The 16,008-nt window shown below is 44.1% G+C and carries 14 protein-coding genes; 3 read left to right on the plus strand and 11 right to left on the minus strand.

Annotation, left to right across the window (positions count from 1 at the left end):
- Positions 1-311 precede the first annotated feature (311 nt).
- Positions 312-1,367, plus strand: coding sequence for a zinc-dependent alcohol dehydrogenase family protein (locus A3I5_RS0110240; protein ID WP_018374515.1), 1,056 nt, complete (start codon positions 312-314; stop codon positions 1,365-1,367).
- Positions 1,368-1,544: 177 nt separating this feature from the next.
- Here A3I5_RS0110240 and adhP read toward each other — a convergent pair whose 3' ends face one another.
- From adhP to A3I5_RS0110295, 11 genes are all read right to left on the minus strand, one after another.
- Complete coding sequence (adhP, locus tag A3I5_RS0110245) at positions 1,545-2,561, minus strand: alcohol dehydrogenase AdhP (RefSeq protein ID WP_018374516.1); 1,017 nt, start codon at positions 2,559-2,561, stop codon at positions 1,545-1,547.
- Positions 2,562-2,818: 257 nt separating this feature from the next.
- Entirely contained in the window at positions 2,819-3,028 is a 210-nt protein-coding gene (locus tag A3I5_RS0110250) for a heavy-metal-associated domain-containing protein (RefSeq protein WP_018374517.1), read from the minus strand.
- 259 nt (positions 3,029-3,287) lie between these two features.
- Entirely contained in the window at positions 3,288-5,825 is a 2,538-nt protein-coding gene (locus tag A3I5_RS0110255) for an SEC10/PgrA surface exclusion domain-containing protein (protein ID WP_018374518.1), read from the minus strand.
- A gap of 216 nt (positions 5,826-6,041) precedes the next feature.
- The gene (locus tag A3I5_RS11955; RefSeq protein ID WP_018374519.1) at positions 6,042-8,282 is read right to left on the minus strand and encodes a heavy metal translocating P-type ATPase; all 2,241 of its coding nucleotides are present in this window, start codon (positions 8,280-8,282) and stop codon (positions 6,042-6,044) included.
- Positions 8,275-8,724: a CopY/TcrY family copper transport repressor gene (locus A3I5_RS0110265; RefSeq protein ID WP_026217038.1), complete on the minus strand. Its 450-nt coding sequence runs from the start codon at positions 8,722-8,724 to the stop codon at positions 8,275-8,277. Before A3I5_RS0110265 ends, A3I5_RS11955 begins: the two co-directional genes overlap by 8 nt.
- A gap of 112 nt (positions 8,725-8,836) precedes the next feature.
- Positions 8,837-9,244 (minus strand): type II toxin-antitoxin system death-on-curing family toxin, encoded by a 408-nt coding sequence (locus tag A3I5_RS0110270; RefSeq protein WP_018374521.1) that lies wholly within the window; start codon positions 9,242-9,244, stop codon positions 8,837-8,839.
- Positions 9,241-9,462: an AbrB/MazE/SpoVT family DNA-binding domain-containing protein gene (locus tag A3I5_RS0110275; protein ID WP_018374522.1), complete on the minus strand. Its 222-nt coding sequence runs from the start codon at positions 9,460-9,462 to the stop codon at positions 9,241-9,243. Before A3I5_RS0110275 ends, A3I5_RS0110270 begins: the two co-directional genes overlap by 4 nt.
- Before the next feature lie 387 nt (positions 9,463-9,849).
- A complete protein-coding gene (locus A3I5_RS0110280) occupies positions 9,850-11,355 on the minus strand; it encodes a zinc ABC transporter substrate-binding protein AdcA (RefSeq protein WP_018374523.1) in 1,506 nt (501 codons plus the stop codon).
- Positions 11,356-11,928: 573 nt separating this feature from the next.
- On the minus strand, positions 11,929-12,735 hold the full coding sequence (locus tag A3I5_RS0110285) for a metal ABC transporter permease (RefSeq protein ID WP_018374524.1): 807 nt from the start codon (positions 12,733-12,735) through the stop codon (positions 11,929-11,931).
- Positions 12,728-13,456 (minus strand): metal ABC transporter ATP-binding protein, encoded by a 729-nt coding sequence (locus A3I5_RS0110290; protein WP_018374525.1) that lies wholly within the window; start codon positions 13,454-13,456, stop codon positions 12,728-12,730. The genes A3I5_RS0110285 and A3I5_RS0110290 overlap by 8 nt, the downstream gene beginning before the upstream one ends.
- The gene (locus A3I5_RS0110295; protein WP_018374526.1) at positions 13,456-13,902 is read right to left on the minus strand and encodes a zinc-dependent MarR family transcriptional regulator; all 447 of its coding nucleotides are present in this window, start codon (positions 13,900-13,902) and stop codon (positions 13,456-13,458) included. Before A3I5_RS0110295 ends, A3I5_RS0110290 begins: the two co-directional genes overlap by 1 nt.
- Positions 13,903-14,252: 350 nt before the next feature.
- Between A3I5_RS0110295 and A3I5_RS0110300 the strand changes: the two genes are divergently transcribed.
- Together A3I5_RS0110300 and A3I5_RS11960 are read left to right on the plus strand one after the other, a co-directional pair.
- Complete coding sequence (locus A3I5_RS0110300) at positions 14,253-15,173, plus strand: AEC family transporter (RefSeq protein ID WP_018374527.1); 921 nt, start codon at positions 14,253-14,255, stop codon at positions 15,171-15,173.
- Positions 15,174-15,426: 253 nt separating this feature from the next.
- Complete coding sequence (locus A3I5_RS11960) at positions 15,427-16,008, plus strand: hypothetical protein (RefSeq protein WP_018374528.1); 582 nt, start codon at positions 15,427-15,429, stop codon at positions 16,006-16,008.

Here is a 16,008-nt window from a genome sequence, read left to right on the forward strand (position 1 = left end):
TTCAAAAAAATGTAAACACTTTGAAAGTAATTTCACAATGTTTTTTTACCTAGATTTTACAATGCTGATGGCCAGTGATTATCTCTCCTGCCTTGGTTAAAAACTTTTTTGTTTCACAATCTTAGCAAACGCTTTCTTTTTCTTGTTTTATTATTTTCTTCTTTTTCAAGACATAATCTTAACAAGACAAAACCGTTCATTTTATCTTTTTATTAAAATTTTTAAAAAAGATGTTGAAAACGCTTTTCAAAGATAGTATAATAATATTAACCAATAACAATCTATCAATAATAGCTAAAGGAGTTTTTCTGATGAAAGCTGCAACCTATGTGGCCGCTGGCCAACTAGAACTTATGGAACAACCTAAACCGAGTGTTGTTAAACCAACAGATGCTGTGGTGCGGATTGTCAAGACAACTATCTGTGGAACAGACCTTCATATCCTAGGTGGTGATGTCCCTGCCTGTAAGCCTGGAACTATCTTAGGTCACGAAGGGATCGGTATCGTTGAGGAAGTTGGTGACGCTGTCAACAATTTCAAGGTTGGCGACAAGGTAATCGTATCCTGTGTAACTGCATGTAACACTTGCTACTACTGTAAGCGCCAATTGCCATCGCACTGTGAAGACGGTGGCTGGATTTTGGGTCACTTGATCAACGGTACCCAAGCCGAGTATGTGCATATCCCGCACGCTGATGGCAGTCTCTACCATGCGCCTAAGACTGTGGAAGATGACGCTCTGGTCATGCTGTCTGACATCTTCCCAACCTCTTATGAAATCGGAGTCCAACCTTCCCACGTGAAACCAGGCGATACTGTTTGTATCGTTGGTGCTGGCCCAGTCGGCTTGGCTGCGCTTTTGACAGTTCAGTTCTATTCACCATCTAAGATTATCATGATTGACCTGTCTGAATCACGGTTGGAAGCCGCACGTAAATTTGGCGCGACCCACACCATCTGCTCAAGCGATCTTGAAGAAATCAAAGCCAAGGTTGCTGAGATCACCGATGGCCGTGGCGTTGATATTTCTATGGAATGCGTTGGCTACCCTGCAACCTTTGATATTTGCCAAAAGATTATCTCTATCGGAGGACACATCTCTAACCTTGGGGTACACGGTAAACCTGTCTCCTTTGATCTTCAAGACCTCTGGATTCAGAACATCACGCTCTCAACTGGTTTGGTCAATGCCAACACAACTGAAATGCTCCTCAACGTCTTGAAGTCCGGTAAGATTGATGCGACTCAATTGGTCACTCACCACTTTAAGCTCTCTGAAATTGATAAGGCTTATGAAGTCTTTAAAAATGCTGGTGAAAATAACGCCCTTAAAGTTATTATCGAAAATGATATCAGCCCAGCTTAACCTAATATAAAAACTAGAATAGATTCACGTCTATCCTAGTTTTTTTATATTAGAGGGACACATCTTCCTTTTAGAAATATAGGCCAATGGCATTCTTTAGAAAGTAGGCTCCATTTTTAAAACAAACCGCTAAGATCACATCCTAGCGGTTTTGTTTAACGAGTTCTTCTCAGGAGATTACTTGGTAAAGTCAAGTACCATACGACCTTGGATAGTTCCTGCTGCCATTTCGTCAAAGACTGCAACAGCATCTTCAACAGGGCGTTTCTCAACGACAGGGACAACCTTACCTTCTGCACCAAATTGGAAGGCTTCTTCCAAGTCTTTACGAGTACCAACTAGAGAACCGATGATTTCAATACCATCAAGAACAGTCTTCACGATTGGCACATCCATGGTTTCAGATGGCAAACCAACAGCAACGACTTTACCTGCTGCACGCACAGAGTCGATCGCTTGGTTGAAGGCTACTTTAGAAACAGCTGTTACAACAGCGATGTGCACACCACCTGTTTTTTCTTGGATGAGACCAGCAACGTCTTCCACTTCACGGCCATTCACCACAAAGTCTGCTCCAGATTCGAGAGCCAAGTCCAATTTATCTTGGTTAATGTCAATAGCAACGACATGGCAGTTAAAGACATTTTTTGCGTACTGAACAGCAAGGTTTCCAAGTCCACCAGCACCATAGATAGCTACCCATTGGCCTGGAGTTGGTTTCGCACACTTGATAGCTTTGTAGGTTGTTACACCGGCACAAGTAATTGAGCTTGCTTGGGCAGGATCAAGACCTTCTGGCACCTTAACCGCATAATCTGCTGTAACGATACACTGCTCAGCCATACCACCATCAACAGAGTAGCCAGCATTTTTAACAGAACGGCAAAGCGTTTCATTGCCTGTTGTACAGTATTCACAGTGGCCACAGCCTTCAAAGAACCAAGCTACAGACACGCGGTCACCCGGCTTGAGGCTAGTCACATCAGGCGCTACCTCACGGACAATACCAATCCCTTCGTGGCCAAGGACACGACCTGGCACTTTACCAAAGTCACCGAGTGCAACGTGTAAGTCTGTGTGGCATACTCCGCAATATTCAATATCAACGAGCGCTTCTCCTGCTTCAAGAGCACGCATCTCATGCTCAGCAATTTCTGGATAAACTCCTTCTTGATTAACAACGACTGCTTTCATTTTTGTCCTCCTTGTGACATATTTTTCATTTTCGTATTCATTATAATACTTTCGGCAACCGTTTACAAGCATTTTGCGAAATTTTTAACAAAAACATTACTAAACCAGTTAATAAATTTTCTATTTCCTTGAAAAGCCGGGCGGGCTGTATTCATAGGCAGATATGTGTTAAGCTGATATTTTGAAGAAAACGAACAATAAACAACGGAAGAAATCTGACACCCAAAAGGGTGGTGAGCTACGAAACAGCAAAAGTCCTAAGAAAGATCTATCACCTTGTAAATCGTCTTATCAAGCGCTTGCTGATAGTCTGCTTGGCTATGTTCTTGACGCGTTGTCACCACAGCTTGTGCTTTTTCCAGATCAATAGCAACATCTTCCACACCAGCTATTTGGCTGAGTTTTGCTGTCACACGCGCCACACAATGGTCACAAGACATCTTGTCAATGGTAAGGGTTTGTTTCATAAGGATTCCTTCTTTCTAGTGAAGCGGTCTTAATCTTGTTTGCCCACGAGTGGCTGAGGATTGACAGGTTTAAAGCCTTAGTCTCAACACTGATATAAGCAAATTATACCATAAAAAGCACGGTAAACAAAATGTGCTTAAAAAGCGAATGCCTCGCCCCTTTCTCACTCGAAAAGGACACGCATTCGCTTGTGGAGCGTTGAGAATCGACATGTTTGCCTGCTTCAACGACTTTGGGAAAAAATCGACCTCTTTTACATTAGATTTCGGTCTCTTTTTTCTTGTAAAGGCCAAGGGACAAGAGGCTTAACGCCAAGCCTAGGAGCACTGCTGTCATTGATGACTGGCTTCCTGTATTTGGGAGGCTTGCTCTTGAGGTTCTTGTCTGGCTTGAAGCACCAGCTGCTGTTGATAGGCCTGTGAGCGACGGTCTGTAGCTAAAGTCGCCACTTGCGCTATCTTGTGGTGATGACAGATTCAAGATTTCAACCTTGCCACTAATCAATGAACCGCCACTACCTGGTTTTGGTCGTTGAGCATTGTAGCGGTTCAAAAGGCTTAGGTAAATGCCTTCCAGACGGTCGCGTTCCGTGTTTAAATCTTGAAGTTTTTCCTCAGCGTCTTTTAGGGTTGAAGCTGTCGTTAACTTGTTCTCTTTAGCATCCTCAAGTTTCTGTTCAGCATCCGTGATCAATTGATCAATATTTTGGAGTTTGTCCAGAGTGTCTTCCAGCGTTTTCAACTCGTCCTGAGTCAGTCTACGCTCTTTGAGCAACTGATCTCGTATTTCCTCTTTAGCTTTTAAGTCTGTTTCAAGGTTTTGACGGTCTGTGATAGCCGTGTCCAAATCGGTTTGTTTTTGGTCATGGATTTTCTGTTTATCTTCCAGATCGTCTTCTGCATTTTGAAGGTCTTTCTTCAATTGGGCTTCGCCTTTTTTAGCCTCGTCAATAGCTTGTTGAACATTGTCGCGCTCAGTCTCAGCTGTCCCTAACTGAGACTCGATGTCCGTTACCTTGTCCTCAGCTTCTGGAACTGGATTTAGACGGTTTTGCTTCTGGTCACGATCCTTAGTTGCGTCGGTTAATTGTTTGGTCAACTCAGTCAACTTGTCTGTAGCTTTTGTCTGCTCTTCCAAAGCTTTTTTCAAGTCTTCACGCGCTTGCTTCAACTCTGGACTTTCTGGAGCTGGGGTTGGGCTAAGAGGTGTTTTATCAAAAGCTCTAGTTCCTCCATGATAAATTTCTTTACCATCATTGAAGAATACCTTAGTACCAGTTTTACCTTCTACATCAGTGTAAGTAGCAAAATCAATCCCTAAATACTGTTTAGACGGCTCATGTACATAGCTAGGCACATTATTATATGTAAATTCGATTCTTTGAAGACCTGTGATTGACAAAGCATGTCCAAAATCATTGTTTTTCTTTAGATTGTCTTTATTTGCATCTTGGAACAAGAAAAAGGCAATAGCATCGTAAATTAAGGACTTAGCCTCTGTTAAACTGATTTGAGTAAGCGGGACACCTGGAAGATACAAGTTCTCACCAATTGTTAAATCAGAGGATTGATCTATTCCGCCAGAAATACCAAAACCAAATTCCTTTGTTACTTGTGACAACACTTCAAGATCATGAGCATCGTGCTTAGATTTATTCGAAATGTTAAGTTTTGCCACACGATTGGCCATCGCTACTGATGAAGCTGTCACAACCGATGGATTCGCATCGTAGGTACCTATCTGCTTACGGATGTCGTTAATCAAATCATTGGCAAATAGTGAAAGCTCTTCTCGAACTTTCTGTGGCAAATTATTAACATCGTAACGAGTTGTGTCAGGTGCTGTGAGGTAGGCAGGTTTATTAGTTTTAGCAGCATTATAGAGAGCGTTTTGAATATCTACAATCTTCTTACCTTCATCCGATGTTACTCGACCAGTAGGTAGTGCACTTACTTTTTTCAGGTTTTCTATATAGGCAGCTGAAAGTACGATTCTTGCAGGCTCTGCTGTCGTGCCTGCAAGTTTTTCAACTTCTTCACGTGCTTTCTGGACAGTATCTTTGGCTGTTTTGACATCTTTCTCGGCATCTTTGAGCTGATCAGTCAAATCATCAACCAAGGTCTGAGCATCTGTGACCGCTTGGGCATTATCTTCGGCTGTTTGTTTAGCTGTTTCGAGCTCTTTTTTCGCTTGCGCAAGCTGGCTTTCTAAGTCTTTGACCTTAGTTTTAGCAGCTTCAAGCTCCTCTTGAAGTTTGCTCGGTTCTAAGGCTTTCTTTACTTTTTCTACAGCTTCCTCAGCCTTAGTGACGTCTTCTCCTGCACTGTCTAGGGCTTTTTGAGCATCCTCTTCAGCTTGTTGCTGAGCTTTTAGCTCTTCCTCAGCCTTGGTGACGTCGCTTTCTGCTGCTTGGATGTCACCATTCAGATTTTCAATTTTCTGTTTGGTTTCCTTGACCTTGTCAGTCTGTTCCTGAATGTTCTCTGGCGTCGCTTGCTTTTTTAAGCTTTTTAACTCTTTCAGAGTCGTATCGGCATCGGTCAGCGCTTGGTCTGCCTCCTGGTCAGTTTTTTTAGCTTCTGCTACGATGTCTTCTTGCTCCTTGACCTTGTCTTCGGCCTGATCCAGATTATCCTTTGCTTCGTTGACTTCTGTAAGCGTGACTGTCTTATTGACTTCTTCAGTCGTCGGTGCAGCCTCAGACTGGTTCTCCGCAGCCGAGACATTCGGAGCTAGGGCTGTTGCTGCCAAGGCAGAAGCTAGGGTCAGACTACCCACGATTGTTTTCTTTTTCATCAAAAGTTTTCTCCTTATTTGCAAATGATTAGGTCCTAAAATTACCTATACAAACTTATTATACCCCCCCCCCCCCCCCCCGCTTCCTTTTGTCAAGCCATTTATAACGTTTTTTTCAACTTTTTCACCGTGTCCTCGGATGGCAGGGTTTCTCTGTTTTTATACCTTTGTCTGATAGGAGTAGGGACTTCATCTGATTCGTCTGGAGAGTCTCTGTTATTTCAAATACCTCAATCTCAAAGCATTGGTCACGACGGATACAGAGCTAAGACTCATGGCAAGGCCAGCCAGCATAGGGTCAAGCAGGGGGCCACCAAAAAGGTACAGCAAACCCATGGCAACTGGGATACCCAGAACATTGTAGGCAAAAGCCCAAAAGAGATTTTGCTTGATATTACGGATAGTCGCGCGACTGAGTTTGAGGGAGGCTGGCACATCTTGAAGATCCCCATGCATGAGGACGATATCGGCAGATTCGATAGCTACATCTGTCCCAGAACCAATCGCGATGCCAACGTCAGCTTGCACCAGTGCTGGAGCATCATTGATACCATCACCAACCATGGCAACCTTCTGACCATTAGCTTGCAGGCGCTTAACAGCTTGGACCTTGTCCGCTGGTAACACTTGGCTAACAACCTCGGTCACACCTACCTCTGCCGCGATCGAATGGGCGGTTTTTTCATGGTCTCCTGTCAGCATGACAACAGACAGCCCCATACTTTTAAGCTGATCAATAGCAGCCTTGCTAGTCTCTTTGATCTGATCCGCCACTGCGATCAGGCCTGCCAGTTGGCCGTCTGAAGCGAGATAAAGGGGAGTCTGACCAGATTGCGCAAGCAGGGCATCTAGACGAGCTAGACTGGAGATGTCAACTCCCTGCTGCGCCATAAGCTTGGCATTTCCTAGAGCTAGCTGGTGATTGCGGTAACGAGCAGTCAAGCCCTGTCCTGATACTGCTTCAAAGTCGTTGATAGGCAAGAGGTCAAGTCCTGCTTCCTTCGCTGCATCCAGTAACGCTTGAGCCATGGGGTGCTCGGAGCCAACCTCGCTAGAGGCCGCTAGGCGAAGAAGTTCTTGCTCTGTCCAAGGAGCTTGTGGATGAAGACTAGTCACGCGGGGACGCCCCTCGGTGATCGTCCCTGTCTTATCCAGAACAACTGTGTCAATCATATGAGTAGCCTCTAAAGCCTGTCCCGACTTCACCAAAATGCCTTGCTCAGCCCCCTTACCGGTACCGACCATGATGGCGGTCGGCGTTGCCAAACCAAGGGCACACGGACAGGCGATGACTAAGACAGAGACAAAGATTTGCAAGGCAAAATCCAAACCCTTACCCCCAACAATCAGCCAGCCTAGAGCTGCTAGCGTCGCTAGACCAATCACAATCGGCACGAAGTAAAGAGAAATGCGATCAGCCATGGCCGCAATCGGCGCTTTAGATCCTTGAGCCTGCTCGACCAACTGAATAATTTGAGCCAGAGTGGTTTCGTCTCCAACTCGAGTGGCTCGGTAGTCTATGCTACCATTTTGATTTATGGTAGCGCTGATAACCTGATCACCGACAGCCTTAGACACTGGCAGACTCTCACCCGTAATCATGGCCTCGTCAACACTAGTCTGGCCTGAAACGATTTCCCCATCAACAGGAATACTTTCGCCTGGTTTGACACGAACAATATCTCCGACCTTAATATCCTCGGTATCAATCTCAACGACCTGATCATAGCGAATGACCGTTGCCTTTTTGGGAGATAGATGAATCAAATGCTCAATGGCCTGAGAAGTCTGCCCCTTAGCCCTAGCTTCTAAAAGCTTACCCAGCATGATCAAACTGATAATGACAGCGACAGACTCTAGATAGAGGTGATGAGCAAAATGAGTCTCTCCCTGACTGATACTGTAGATGGCATACAGCCCATAAACAAAGGCGGCACCTGTTCCCACGGCAATGAGACTGTCCATATTAGGATGGCCTTTTACCAGATTTCGAAAACCTCGCACGTAGAAACCACGACCCTGCCACATAACTGGCACGGTCAAAATGAACTGGGCCATAGCAAAATTCAGAGGTTCCTCGTCTGGCGACAACAGAGCTGGTACAGGCAATCCGACCATCGTTCCCATAGAGAGATAAAGCAAGGGTAGCGCCAATGCAATAGCAATAAGGGTTGAGCGTTTTTGGCTTTGATAACGAGCGAGCTTCTCAGCCTTTTCAGCCTGATAAGCCGATTGTCCCCGCTCGGTCTTCTCTGACAAGCCATAGCCCACATCCTCTACTGCCTTAACGACCGCCTGCCAATCAAAATCCGCCTGATTGGTCTTAGCTGTGAGGCGTTCTGTGGCTAGATTGACTGAGACCTCCACAATTCCTGGTACATCTTTCACTGCCATTTCAACAGTTGCCGAGCAGGCAGCACAGGTCATTCCCGATACCTTAAATATTTTCTCAACCATGATGGTGACCTCCGTGTTGGCCGCAGGTGCATTGCCCTGGAATACAGTTGCAAATCAAGCGTTCTGGCGCTTGGTCACGTTTTTCTAAAGCTAGCTGGCTGATCTGTTCTAGATCCGTTTGGCTAAACTGGCCTGTCTCTATCAAAAGCCTCACCAAGTCAACCTGCTTGGTATTGCAAACGCTAGCCTGTAAACTCTCAAGACTCTGGCGTAGCTGCTCGTCTTCGCTGACTAAGGGGAAATACTGGAATTTCTTTCCTGATTTTTCTGCAGCTACCAAAGCTTTATTTTTCAAACGCCCCAAGAGGGTCTTAATGGTTACTCCCTGCCAGTCGTAAGCCTGACTTAGGCTGGCTATAACCTGTGCGCTGGTTGCTCCAGGACTAGCCCAAAGCACGCGCATCACTTGCCACTCTGCCTGAGACATGGTTTCTCTTTCCATCTATTTCTTAACCTCCACAAAATTGATTACACTTGTCATCTATATAGATAGATTACATCTGTAATCATAAAATGTCAAGAAAAACCCTTTAGCAAATTTCAATGCTTAGGGACTACTTTTTTATGACACGATTATTCTCTTGGAGAAAATGAATAATGTCTTCTTTTAGTTCTTCAAAATCACCTTGAAAAGTTACGATGTCAATAGTCTTTTGAAGGCCATCATTTAAGGATAGATTCGATTGATAGCCATTCATAGCAAGAAACATGTGTAGCGCTAGAACAGCAGTACGTTTATTAGCGTTATAAAAAGGGTGTTTTTTAATTAAGTTAATCCAGATGATAGCAGCCTTGCTATAAATGTCTGGATATAAAACCTTATCGAAAATTTCTTGTTTGGGCTGCTCCACAATCATTTGGAGACTATTAATGTCAGCGATTCCAACGGGTTCTTTGGGAGAATATTTCCCAATGACCATAACGTTGATTTTGATAAGATCTTCTGCTGTGAGATATTTCATTTATCCACCAATTCTTTCAAAAGCTCATCGTATTGCGTCATGGCATTTTCAAGTTCTTTATCAAAATTAAATCTTGGCTCCGCTTTGCGAATAATCACCGTATTTCCAGATGTCACAAATTCGATTTCTTCCCCAATTTCTGCACCTAGCATTTCTTTTATATTGCTTGGAATAGTAATAACAGTACTATTTCCTGTTTTTCTTAAAATAACGTTCATCGTATATCCCCTTTCATTCTATAAATACATTGTATCAAAAATATACAAAAAATACAGTATATACACCGGGTGAATGATGTCATTTCTCAACTACATAAGCTCCGAGAACTAATTTTTGAGAATCTAATCACTACTATTGAAGGATTAAGGTAAAAGTGCTTGCTTTGATTTAATAGATTTTTGCATGTTTCGTTACTGACACCCAAAAAGGGAGTGAGACAGACAGCCATGATGGCTTCGCCCACACCCCAAAAAAACAAATCATCAGGAAAGATCAGAATGACACTTTTTGAACTGATGATTTGTTTTACTTTAAATTATTGTTTGTTATTTCAGTCACCAAGATGATAGCCCATTTTCATCCCAATACTGATAAACCAGTTGCTATCAATGTGCCAACATTTCTTGGGCAATTTCAAATGCATTCATCCCAACGGGGTAATAAGTTGGCCAGTTATCCATTTCCTCCAAGAGTTTTTCTTGGCTCTCACTGCCAAAGTAGATGTGGAAATGCCCAGCCTTGACAGGAGCGATGTTGTGGTCGCTGAACTGAACATACTTGTAGTCGCCAGCGTCGTCATTGGTCGCTTCAAAAAGGAAGCGAACCCCACGATTGCCTTTCTTATAAGTCAAAATTTTATAGCCGACATACTTGTAAGTATTTTTATGCGCCTTACCATCAGCAATGAACTCCATCGTGTCACCATCAATGTTGATTTTCTCAACATTCGTCTTGTAGCCAACATCATAGTAGTCCTTGTACTCCGCCGCTGTCATAGCGCCGTTTGACTCCTTAGCCTTGTAGTCCCAAACTTGGTCAAAACTACCATCAAGCAAGTAAGGGTAGACCGACTGCCACTGACCCGCGTAATCTGAGAGTTTGCGGTCTGCCACAGCGCTATCTTCAAAGTAACCCGCATAGACCGTTTTAGCTGGCTCACCAGATTCCGGTAAGACCTCAGTGCCTTCGGTCTCTGTCGTCAATTTCAAAGCTTCAAGGTTCGCTTGTGCCGTTGAAATGTAGTCTTCCCCAGCTTTCATCGCTTCGGCTGTCAGGCTTTCCAATGGATTCAAAACCGCTGTTTCAACGCCTGTTTCCTTGGCCAAAGTTTCAGCAACTGCTGATGACGCTGTTTCTTCAAAGTAGATGTACTTGATGTCATATTTTTTAATGTATTCTGCCAATTCTGCCAGACGTGTCGCAGATGGCTCCGCGTCAGGTGTCAAACCAGATACAGCAATCTCTTTTAAACCGTAGTCCAAGGCCAGATAGTTAAAGGCAGCGTGCTGTGTGACAAAACTCTTTTGCTTAGCTTTAGAAAGTGTGTCACTATACTTTTTGTCTAGCGCCTCTAATTTTTTGATATAAGCATCTGCATTTTTTGTGAAGGCCTCCTTATCATCAGGATAAGCTTCAACTAACTGATCACGAATGGTTTTCACCATCTTGATGGCCCGATAAGGCGATACCCAGACGTGTGGATCGTATTCGTGACTGTGGCCTTCTTCATCGTGGTCGTGGTGATGATCCTCAGAACCCGGCAAGAGCAACATGCCCTCAGTTGCCGAAATGACCTTAACGCCAGACTTTGATTTCGTTAAGTTCTCCTCTAAATCGTGAACCCATGTTTCCATGTTTTCATTCGCATAGACAAAAGCATCTGCATCTTCGATAGTTGCAATATCCTTAGCTGACGGCTCAAAACCGTGAACCTCAGTACCTGCCTCCACCAAAAGCTCAACGTTAGCTTTATCTCCAACGATTTGCTTGGTAAATTCATAAACTGGGTAGAACGTTGTCACAATCGTCCGCTTGTCCGAACCTGATTGATTTGAACAAGCTGCTAAAAGCACTGCAAACAATGATAAGCCAAGTAAGGCTAATTTTTTCATGTGAAAATCTCCTGTATTCATTAAGGTATGAGGGCGTGTAAAAATCCGATGGAAAATGGCGGTAAGTCAGCCATCTTTGATGGCGTCGACGCACCCCGACCAAGACGACTAGGGTTTTCACAGATGAAATCGAAGAAAACCCAGACGGCTACGGTCTTAGTCATACCAAAATCAATCTAGGATTTTAGGCCGAATTCAGTTGGTTAAGATACAAAGCCCGTTAAGAAAAGCAATAGATTTGTTTAAAAACACGCTATAGAATCCTACTTTTTGGGAAAAATTGACTCTTAAACCATTTTCTGAATTCCGAACTAGGTTAATGACAAATGCTAGTAAGTCAAAATTCTTCAATTTCGTAGTTGTCCCAACTTGAACGACTAGATGTTTACAGATAAAGAAATCTAGACAGTTACGAGCCTAATCCTACCAAACGAAATCTAACTTTTTAGAGCGTGTTTCTTTCATTTTATACACATCAAAAATCAAATGCTAAACGATCTCTCTCCTATCTCCCACTTGAAATAGGTATCAGCTACCTGCGGTGTCGTTCTCTGATTTGACTTTGAGAGAGTGTTATTTTATTATTTTTTTCAAGACATTGACCACCACAAAAATGATGATAAAAATCATGGTAATACTAGCAGAGGCCGGTGTCTCCATATAGTAGGAAATGTAGAGCCCCGACAACATCCCGATAAAGCCGATTCCGACTGACCAGGCCATGACTGTCTTAAAGCTTTTCCCCAAACGCAGAGCAATTGAAGCTGGCAACACCATAATGGTTGAGACCAGCAGTGCTCCCGCAGCTGGGATCATCAGCGCAATAGCAACCCCTGTCACCATATTAAAGAGAATGGACATCCCCCGCACTGGCAAGCCATCCACAAAGGCCGTATCCTCATCAAAGGTCAAGATATACATCGGTCGCAAAAAGAGGGCTGTTAGTATTAAGACAATCGCTGCGATCACAAAGAGAGCAATGACCTGTGATTGGGTAATGGTCAGAATTGAGCCAAAGAGGTACTGGTCTAAACTCATGCTGGAAGACCCACCAGACTTGCTCGTCACAATCAAGGAGATAGCCAGACCTGTTGACATAAGAATGGCTGTTCCGATTTCCATAAAATCCTTGTAGAGCGTCCGCAGATATTCTAGGAAAATCGCTGCGATAAGAACAACTATAACCGTCGCCAAACTTAAATCAATTCCCAGAATCAAGCCGAAAGCCACACCGGCTAGGGACACATGGCTAAGCGTATCACTCATCAGCGACTGTCTGCGCAAAATCAGAAAAATCCCCAAAATTGGAGCAAAAGAAGCCATAGCCACCATAGCCATAAAGGCTCGTTGCATAAAGGTGTAATCAAACAGACTAAGCATGTTCCACCTCCGAATCTAGCGCAGCACCAGAATGATGGTGAGTCTCATGTAGATTAAAGCACCGCCAAGGCGAGTCTTGATTACGTAACAGGTGAATATTGCGATCCGCAAATGTCTTGACATCATCTGGGTCGTGGGTAATCATAAGAACCGATTTTCCGTGGTGCTTCGCTGAGTGGTGCATTAGACCATAAAACTCTTCCTTAGAGTGAATATCCATTCCCGTTGTTGGCTCATCCAAGATGAAAATATCTGGATCGCTAGCAAACATTCGCGCGATCACCGCCCGTTGCTTCTGGCCGCCAGAAAGAGAGCCTAAGCGCTCATGGCGTTGCTCCCACATGCCGACAGATTCTAGACTGATTTTGACATGCTCCTCATCGTGAGCTGTCAATTTGCGAAACCAGCCTTTACGTGGGTAGCGACCAGATTTTACAAACTCGTAAACGGTCGATGGAAAACCTGCGCTAAAGCTAGCCACCTGTTGAGGCAGGTAAGCCATGCGCAATTTTTGCCCAGACGTACTCGTCTTGGAAATTTCCACCTGACCGACTTGAGGCTTCAAGATGCCCAAAGTTGCTTTGACCAAGGTCGTCTTGGCCGCCCCATTCTCACCCGTCAGAGTGACAAACTCTCCACTATCCAGATGATAGGAAATATTGTCCAAAACAGGCTCCTTATCATACTGAAAAGCTAAATTTTTAACAGTAATATAGCGCATCAAGCCCCCTCAATCTTGCTCAGCAAGTCCTTGAGGAAACGACTGACGACAGCTTGCTCCTCATCCGAATAAGCCACGACCACCTCATCATAAGTGCTGAGGGTGTGTGCATGATGGTGTTCATGCTCCTCAGCAATAGGCTTAGCCAAATCTGTCAAGGTATAGTAGGTCATACGGCCATCTTTTGCATCCTTAGCAGACTCCAACATCCCTTGCTTTATGAGGGATTTAATCGCCTTGGTCACCGCAGCCTGACTAACATTGAGAGCTTTGGCCAAGTCTGAGTTATTGAGCACACCATCGCTAATCAGCATCAGGATATGCTCCTGAGTATTGGTCAGAGAAACATCGCTTTGGCAGGCGCCTACCAAGAGCTCCAGATGATTTTCGGACTTGAGAATAATCGAATTGATCGCCTGATCAATTTGTTTAGCTAAATCAGTCATTTGAATGTAAGGTCCTTATCTGAAATTTGTTAACAGGTTTATTTTATCATTAACCAGTTAAATAGTCAAAAGTTTTTAACCAGTTTTGTAACTGTTACGGTAAAAATCCAATATTATTACATTTGCTCAGGCGCAGTGATTTGAATCTGAAAACAACAAAACGAAGAAACTCTTTCTTGATTTGTCGGAGTTAATCCCATTTCCAAAACAAGCGGTGAATATCTTGAATGAAATGTATTGGGCTGGGGCAAAAGCCCTCAGTTTCCTTTCTTTTATAGTTTAACCGATTGACGCACACGTAAGAGAGATGCTTTATGCTATAATAACTATAAATAGAAAGGTACATCAACATGTCAATCGCCTTCATGGTTTTCCAAAAGCTCCTCGTCCTCTTTCTCCTCATGGGAATGGGCTGTTTTCTCGCGCAAAACATTCTGACTAAGGACGTCACGCGTCAGCTCTCCAAGCTCCTCACAACGTATGTGGCGCCAAGCCTCTTCGTTGCCACCTTCTTAAAGGCTACCTTCTCCAGCGACCGCCTCATCTATTTGCTTATCACCATCGCCATGGCCTTCTTCATCCTTATTATCCGAATCATTCTCACGCGCTTTTTGGTTCCCAAAGGACGAAGCATTGATACCTATGCTGTTCTTTTTGCCAATGTGGGTTTCCTAGGGACCCCATTAGCTCTCGCCGTAGGCGGGGAAGATGCCGTGTTTTACATTTCTGGTTTTGTCGTTGCCAATCAAATCATGCAGTGGACCTACGGAATCTATCTCATCACACAAGATAAGACCAAGGTCTCCCTTCGCAGCGCTCTGCTCAATCCAGCTTCGATTTCTACCGCTATAGGTCTCGTTTGTTTTGTACTACCGTTTACTTTTCCGACTGTCCTGACCGATGCTGTCAGCAACTTTGCCCAGCTCAATACACCGCTGTCTACCTTGGTGCTAGGAACTTATTTCTACAAGGTCAACTGGCGGGACGTCTTCTGCTATCTACCAGCCTACTGGACAGCTTTCCTTAGGTTGATTGTCACTTCTCTCGTGTCTATTGTCCTCATCTGGTTGCTGCCGCTAGACGTCACAGCCTTAAAACTGGCCCTAACCATCGCCTCTTGCTCTCCAACAGCCATGAACGCTGCCCTTCTCAGCCAAGTCTACGGTGGTGATTACCAATATGGCTCTCGCCTAGTCCTCCTGACCACCACCCTCTCCCTCATCAGCTTTCCGATCATGATGGGAGTTGCCAGCTGGCTTTACTTGGGCTAATAAACCATGCCTGATTAAGCAACGAAGGCGCAGGTAGAACTGACGTTCAGCCAGATTAATTAGGACAGCACTTCCTCAAAAAATCGGATCTCCCTAGCGTGTCAGGCTGAAATCAAACCGCCTCACCCTTTACTCAATTAACCCTAGCTAACAAGATTCTCTGTCTGGAGAATTTTTTTGTTGACACCATCTTATTTATGTGATATATTTGTATCATAAATAGTGACTTATTTGTCACAAAAAGGAGAACATCATGAACATTAAAAATCCTATTTCTTTGTCAATGTTTACTGCTACTTTTATGACAGCCTATATTGCTCTAACGGTCCAGCCACAATCCAAGGCTGCCATCTCTGCTATCTGGATAACCGTTCTGTTTCAATTTTTTATTGGTCTCTGTTTCGCCTTTGTCAAATTTCCAGACAAGAAAGAGCAAGCCAGACACCCTTTCAACCTGACAAGCAAGGTCTACTTGCTTACAACGTTAACGGCTTCTAGCATTTACACAGTCGGCATCTGGCTAACCACACCAGCAACGAATCCTAGCTGGCTCAAGTCCTTTTTTCTTGGTGTAGGATTGCTAATCTTACTAGGACTTCTCCTTTACTATAGCTTAAAACCTGCTAGAGAAACTCCTGATGAACGATTTCACGCCAATCTCTCACGAGCAGCCCTATCACTCTTGCTACTGATTTTGCTATTGACACTGGCTTTTGCAATCTTCTTATGCCAATCAGGTCCGAAAGCCATCTCAGCAGGTCTCGTCTTGATAGTCCTAGGTGCTCTCTGCCTTCTCTTTGGCATTTTCTTCTTCATTTTTGAAACGAGGAACTAG

The sequence above is a fragment of the Streptococcus merionis DSM 19192 genome (assembly GCF_000380085.1).
GTDB lineage: Bacteria > Bacillota > Bacilli > Lactobacillales > Streptococcaceae > Streptococcus > Streptococcus merionis.

What these genes read in the sequence shown, in the direction of transcription:
- A3I5_RS0110240 (WP_018374515.1), top strand. Translation starts at nt 312, where the DNA reads ATGAAAGCTGCAACCTATGTGGCCGCTGGCCAACTAGAACTTATGGAA.
- adhP (WP_018374516.1), bottom strand. Translation starts at nt 2,561, where the DNA reads ATGAAAGCAGTCGTTGTTAATCAAGAAGGAGTTTATCCAGAAATTGCT.
- A3I5_RS0110250 (WP_018374517.1), bottom strand. Translation starts at nt 3,028, where the DNA reads ATGAAACAAACCCTTACCATTGACAAGATGTCTTGTGACCATTGTGTG.
- A3I5_RS0110255 (WP_018374518.1), bottom strand. Translation starts at nt 5,825, where the DNA reads ATGAAAAAGAAAACAATCGTGGGTAGTCTGACCCTAGCTTCTGCCTTG.
- A3I5_RS11955 (WP_018374519.1), bottom strand. Translation starts at nt 8,282, where the DNA reads ATGGTTGAGAAAATATTTAAGGTATCGGGAATGACCTGTGCTGCCTGC.
- A3I5_RS0110265 (WP_026217038.1), bottom strand. Translation starts at nt 8,724, where the DNA reads ATGGAAAGAGAAACCATGTCTCAGGCAGAGTGGCAAGTGATGCGCGTG.
- A3I5_RS0110270 (WP_018374521.1), bottom strand. Translation starts at nt 9,244, where the DNA reads ATGAAATATCTCACAGCAGAAGATCTTATCAAAATCAACGTTATGGTC.
- A3I5_RS0110275 (WP_018374522.1), bottom strand. Translation starts at nt 9,462, where the DNA reads ATGAACGTTATTTTAAGAAAAACAGGAAATAGTACTGTTATTACTATT.
- A3I5_RS0110280 (WP_018374523.1), bottom strand. Translation starts at nt 11,355, where the DNA reads ATGAAAAAATTAGCCTTACTTGGCTTATCATTGTTTGCAGTGCTTTTA.
- A3I5_RS0110285 (WP_018374524.1), bottom strand. Translation starts at nt 12,735, where the DNA reads ATGCTTAGTCTGTTTGATTACACCTTTATGCAACGAGCCTTTATGGCT.
- A3I5_RS0110290 (WP_018374525.1), bottom strand. Translation starts at nt 13,456, where the DNA reads ATGCGCTATATTACTGTTAAAAATTTAGCTTTTCAGTATGATAAGGAG.
- A3I5_RS0110295 (WP_018374526.1), bottom strand. Translation starts at nt 13,902, where the DNA reads ATGACTGATTTAGCTAAACAAATTGATCAGGCGATCAATTCGATTATT.
- A3I5_RS0110300 (WP_018374527.1), top strand. Translation starts at nt 14,253, where the DNA reads ATGTCAATCGCCTTCATGGTTTTCCAAAAGCTCCTCGTCCTCTTTCTC.
- A3I5_RS11960 (WP_018374528.1), top strand. Translation starts at nt 15,427, where the DNA reads ATGAACATTAAAAATCCTATTTCTTTGTCAATGTTTACTGCTACTTTT.